This is a genomic window from Micromonospora sp. NPDC002411 (genome assembly GCF_053592955.1).
In genome coordinates this window covers 1-5,630 of the sequence record NZ_JBSFBM010000393.1, presented here as the reverse complement: position 1 = coordinate 5,630, position 5,630 = coordinate 1, and the positions used below count along the sequence as shown (strand labels likewise).

The 5,630-nt window shown below is 68.8% G+C and carries 4 protein-coding genes and 1 pseudogene; all 5 read left to right on the top strand.

The window, feature by feature from the left end; genetic code table 11:
• Nucleotides 1-1,284 (top strand): DUF4153 domain-containing protein (locus tag ACWCO3_RS30555; RefSeq protein WP_450013335.1); only part of this gene is annotated, 1,284 nt, incomplete at its 5' end.
• A 216-nt stretch (nt 1,285-1,500) separates the two neighbouring features.
• The gene (locus tag ACWCO3_RS30550; protein ID WP_450013333.1) at nt 1,501-2,691 is read left to right on the top strand and encodes an acyltransferase family protein; all 1,191 of its coding nucleotides are present in this window, start codon (nt 1,501-1,503) and stop codon (nt 2,689-2,691) included.
• A gap of 111 nt (nt 2,692-2,802) precedes the next feature.
• Nucleotides 2,803-3,216 (top strand): DUF485 domain-containing protein, encoded by a 414-nt coding sequence (locus ACWCO3_RS30545; RefSeq protein WP_357832975.1) that lies wholly within the window; start codon nt 2,803-2,805, stop codon nt 3,214-3,216.
• A 1-nt stretch (nt 3,217) separates the two neighbouring features.
• A complete protein-coding gene (locus ACWCO3_RS30540; RefSeq protein ID WP_145778418.1) occupies nt 3,218-4,861 on the top strand; it encodes a sodium/solute symporter in 1,644 nt (547 codons plus the stop codon).
• Between the two features lie 264 nt (nt 4,862-5,125).
• Nucleotides 5,126-5,533, top strand: a pseudogene (locus tag ACWCO3_RS30535) (6-phosphogluconolactonase); the annotation flags it as partial.
• Between the last annotated feature and the right edge of the window lie 97 nt (nt 5,534-5,630).

Below are 5,630 nucleotides of genomic sequence, written 5' to 3'. Positions count from 1 at the left end.
GGGGCACCGGGGCGGGCGGCACAGGTCGCCTGGGCTGTCGCGACGATCGCGTTGGTCGCCGTCGGCACGGTTCGGGCGGCCGGCTGGCTCTTCGCCCTCTGCCTGCTCGCGGCGGCGGTGACCGGGACGCTGGCGCTGACCGGCGGGCGAAGCCCACTCGGAATGCTGATCGCCGCTACCCTGCCCCCGGCCGCGACGGTACGGGCGCTCCCCTGGGCCGTACGCGGGCTGCAGGGCAGGCGGTCGCGCACCTCGGATGCTCCGATCGGGCGCATCCTGACCAGCCTGGCGCTCTCCGCCGGTCTGCTGATGCTGTTCGGTCTGCTCTTCTCCTCCGCCGACGCTGTCTTCGCCGACCTGGTCACCGGCCTGCTGCCCGACGTCTCGTCGGTAGGTGTGGTCGACTGGCTGGTGCGGTTGCTGCTGATCGGCGGGGACCTGCTCGGGGGCGCCTTCCTGGTGAGCCGCCCACCCGACCTGGAGGGTCTACGCCCGAAACAACCCCGCACGGCGCACCGACTGGAGTGGACCCTCCCGCTGGGAATGCTCGTCGCCCTGTTCAGCGTGTTCGTGCTGGTCCAGCTGACAGTGTTGTTCGGTGGTGCCGGGCACGTGCTGCGTACGGCCGGACTCACCTACGCCGAGTACGCCCGTGGCGGGTTCTGGCAACTGCTCGCCGTCACCGCGCTCACCCTCCTGGTGATCGCTGTTGCCGCCCGCCGCGCACCGAAGGCAACCCGGGCGGACCGTCTGCTGGTGCGCGTACTGCTGGGTGCGCTCACCGCGCTCAGCCTGGTGATCGTCGCCTCGGCGCTCTACCGGATGCAGGTCTACGCCGACGCGTACGGCGCTACCCGGCTACGGCTCGTCGTGGCGACCATCGAGCTGTGGCTCGGGCTGCTCTTCGTACTGGTCGGAGTGGCTGTGGTGCGCTTGCGGGCGGACTGGCTGCCCCGGTTGGTGATCGGCACGGCGGTGCTGGCGCTGCTCGGCCTGGCCCTGGTCAACCCGGACCGGTTGATCGCCGAGCGGAACGTCGACAGGTACCTGCAGACCGGCCGGCTGGACGTCGGTTACCTGTCCGGGCTGTCGGCGGACGCCGTACCGGCACTGGTCCGATTGCCCGAGCCGGTACGCGTCTGCGCGCTGGGGCAGATCGCCGCCGAACTGCCCCGGGACGGGGTCTGGGAGACGAACCTCGGCCGGGAACGGGCGCGACGGATGATTGAAACGATTCCGCTGATCGGCAGCGAGGCACCCTGTCTCGAGCTGCAGCGATGGTGAGCGCAGCCGTCTGACGATCCCGCACCCCCTTCAGGTTGTCGAGCGGGGTGAGTGAGACCGGTCGCGGCCGGTGCCCGGGAGGCATGCCTCCTCGGCCGAAGAGCTGCCGCGCGCTATCCGGCAGACGGTCGCCTGGCGGTATTCCACCTCCCCCCGCACGACGAAACGACCGTTGTAGGATCGCTCCCCGCAACGTCGCGCCACAACGGGGGATCAATGTCGTCAAGTACTGCAAATCGCTACAGTCCGCCGTCGAATAGAGAATCGGCCGAAACCGAAGAATCGGTCGTACGGGAGGCCCCGGGGCGATCGTCACAGGATCGGAAGCCGCGCCTTTACGTGGTGGACTTGTTACGCTTCGGAGCTGCGGGGCTCGTGTTGAGCTATCACCTCTTTCGGCTCGATATCTGGAACGCGGTCGAATCCAGCGCCGGAAACCCCTGGCTCCAGGCGCTGGGAAAGGTCTCGGACTACGGCTGGATGGGCGTAGAGCTGTTTTTCATGATCAGCGGATTCGTCATCTGCATGAGCAGCTGGGGCAGGAGTCTGGGCGATTTCTTCATATCCCGGACGACCCGCCTGCTTCCGGCCTACGTGTTCGCGGTCCTCCTCACCGCCGCCCTGCTGTTCACCTTCCGAGACGGAGGCGGTAACGAACCGCCACTGACGACGGTTCTGGGCAACCTGACCATGATCCAGGGGCTTCTCGGAATTCCGCTTCTGGATCACTCGTACTGGACGCTGATGGTGGAACTCATGTTCTACCTGTGCTTCGCGGTCCTCGTCTTCTTCGGACTCACGTACAAGCGGGTCCTGGCGTTCTGCATCCTCTATACGGCGATTTCGCTGATCGCTCAGGCGAGCAAGGAGGACTTCCTGATCGTTCTCACGCGGCCGGACTACACGTCCTTCTTCGTGTTCGGCGTGATCCTGTATCTCATGCACCAATTTGGCAGCAGCCTCCTTCTGACGGGAATCCTCACGGGCTCCGGCATCCTCTGCGCGATCTCGTTGAGCCACCACGTAGACGAACACATTGCTGTCGGAGAACGAGTGAACTTCGCCATGGCCCTCCCAATCATGTGCGGATTCTTCGTTGTCATGATCGCTGTCGCCAAAGGTTGGCTGAATTGGATTCAGGCACCCGTGCTGGTAACGGTGGGCGCACTCACCTACCCGCTCTATCTGTTGCATCAGACGAACGGTCACATCGTCATCAGGTTGTTTCGGGACGACGTTCCTGCCTGGCTGCTGCTCACATGTCTCGTCTCAGGCCTGCTAGTGCTCTCCTACGGCATCCACGCACTCATCGAGAAGCCCGTCGGAAGCGCCATGCGGCGCAGCCTACGAGCCAACTTCGCACAAATCCGTGCCGCTGAGCCGAAATCTGTCGAGAGCCCCCGTTAGTCATGAACCGTTCTCCACAGGTTGTGCACAAAACCAAGGCACCGACCCATCTGCACGACGCCGGTGAGCGCCAGCGCTTGACAATCGCGCACGGCGGGCGAGACTGCCGGGGTGGCCGAGCAAATCCCTGACGTGGGGTCGGGCGGTGCGGTACCGCCGCCCCGGCGGGCCCGGATCGTGCTGGCCGAGATCACCAGGCAGGACACCCGCGCCGAGCGGACCCGCGCCGAGTTGGCCCAGCAGACCCAGGTCGGTGAGGCACTGGTCCGCGGCCTGGTCCGTGCTCAACTCGCGTTGGCGCTGCGACTCTCACTGGTGGTGGTCATCGGGTTGGGCGGGTTGCCGTGGTTGTTCGCCATCGCGCCCTCGCTCGGCCGGACCACCGTCGCCGGTGTCAACCTGCCGTGGCTGCTGCTCGGTGTGGCCTCCTTCCCGTTCCTGATCGCGGTGGGCTGGGCGTACGTGCGGCTCGCCGAACGCAACGAGCAGGACTTCACCGACCTGGTGCAACGGCCGGAGCACTGAGGTGGGCAACGATTTCGTGGTGCCGGCCATCGTGGCGGTCACCCTGGTCACCGTCGGGATCGGCTTCTACGGGCTCCGGTTGGCCCGGACCACGTCCGACTTCCTGGTCGCGTCACGGGCGATCAGCCCGACGTGGAACGCCGCCGCGATCGGCGGGGAGTACCTGTCGGCGGCGAGCTTCCTCGGCATCGCCGGGCTGGTCCTCAAGTACGGCGTGGACGTGCTCTGGTATCCGGTCGGGTTCGCCGCCGGGTACCTGGCCCTGCTGCTCTTCGTGGCGGCACCGCTGCGCCGGTCCGGCGCGTTCACACTGCCCGACTTCTGCGAGCTGCGGCTCGGGTCGCGCCGGCTACGGATCCTGGCCACCGCCTTCGTGATCTTCATCGGCTGGCTGTACCTGGTGCCGCAGCTCCAGGGGGCCGGACTCACCCTGGCCACGGTCGCCGGCTCCCCGTACCCACTCGGTGCCCTGCTCGTGGCCGCCGTTGTCACGGCGAACGTGGCGCTGGGCGGGATGCGGGCCATCACCTTCGTGCAGGCGTTCCAGTACTGGCTCAAGCTGACCGCGCTCGCCGTACCCGTGATCTTCCTGGCCCTGCAGTGGCAGGCCGACGGCCGCCCGGCGGTGACTCCGCCCGACGGGCCGACGTTCCGGGCCGCGACCACCGTCGTGGTCGAGCACCGCGCGACCCTCACCCTGCCCGACGGCGACATCCGGGAGGTACGCCCCGGCGACGAGCTGACCTTCGCGGCCGGCGACCGGGTGCCGGAGGTGTCCGGGGTGGCCACCGAGGCGAACGACTGGCTGCTGCCCAGCGCCGCGGGGGACGACGACCGAGGGCTCTTCGCCACGTACTCGCTGATCCTCGCCACGTTCCTGGGCACCATGGGCCTGCCGCACGTGCTGGTCCGCTTCTACACGAACCCGGACGGTGCGGCGGCCCGCCGGACCACACTGGTCGTGCTGGCCTTGGTCGGCGCCTTCTACCTGCTCCCCACCCTCTACGGGGTGCTCGGCCGGATCTACACGCCGCAGTTGCTGGTCAGCGGGCAGACCGACGCGGTGGTGGTGTTGCTGCCCGGCGCGACCCTCGGTGACGGCACGGTTGGCCGCCTGCTCGCCGCGCTGGTCTCGGCTGGCGCGTTCGCGGCGTTCCTCTCCACCTCGTCCGGGCTGCTGACCAGCGTCGCCGGGGTGATCTCGACGGATGTGCTCGGCCGAGGCTCGGTACGCGGCTTCCGGCTGGCCACGGTGATCGCCGGAGCGGTGCCGACGGTGTTGGCGTTGCACGTCTCCGGGATGGACGTGTCGCAGGTGGTCGGGCTGGCCTTCGCGGTAGCCGCGTCGAGTTTCTGCCCGCTGCTGGTGCTCGGCATCTGGTGGCGTGGCCTGACCGACCTGGGTGCCGCCGCCGGGGTGCTGGTCGGCGGCGGGGCGGCGATCGGGGCGGTGCTGGTCACCGTGCTCGGTCCGCCGTTGTCCGGTTGGCCGGCCACGCTCACCACGCAGCCGGCCGCCTGGACGGTGCCGCTGGCGTTCACGGTGATGGTCGCGGTGTCGATGGCGACCCGTCGGCGGGCACCAGCCGACGTCGCTGCCACGATGCTCCGCCTGCACACCCCCGAAGCCCTCCGCATGCAGTGACCGGCGAAAGGACAGCACTAGTGGGCATCGAGTTCCACTGGTCGGAGGAGCGAGTCGCGGAGTACCGCTCCACGGACCGGCGGCTTGCCTGCCTCGGTATGTGGTTGACAGACGACATCCAGGCGGTGCACGAGCTCTGCCTCGACCTGCTGGCCGACCTGGAGGACATCGCGGCCGGGCGGAAGGAAAACGAAAGCTGGGAGGGCAACGCGTGGGCTGCGGAACTCAGCGCCGGGGGCGTTGACCTGCAGAATCTCTGGCGGGATGTGCTCAAAGCCCACTATCCCCTCCCGGAAGCCCGCCGGGTGGTCCGACGCCGACCTGCTGGCGCAGGCCGTGGCCGCCCGGTTGCTGGTGAAGTTGCTCGACGCCCAGGCCGACCGGGGCGAGGCGTCGGTGGTGCTCACCGGCGGTCGGATCGCCGCAGCCGTCTACCGGGCGGTGGCGACGCTGCCGGCCCGCGACGCGGTGGACTGGTCCCGGGTCGACGTGTGGTGGGGCGACGAGCGGTTCCTGCCCGCCGGCGACCCGGACCGCAACGAGACCCAGGCCCGGGCCGCCCTGCTGGACGTGGTGCCGCTCGACCCGGCCCGGGTGCACCCGATGCCGGCGTCCGACGGCCCGGCCGGCAACGACCCCGAGGCGGCGGCAGCGGAGTACGCCGAGGAGTTGGTGACCTTCTCCCCGATCTTCTTCGCCGCGGCTGCGCGGGCGCGGGCGTTGTCCGGGTAGGCGCTCGCCTTGACCTGACCCTGGTCGCCGATCCGGC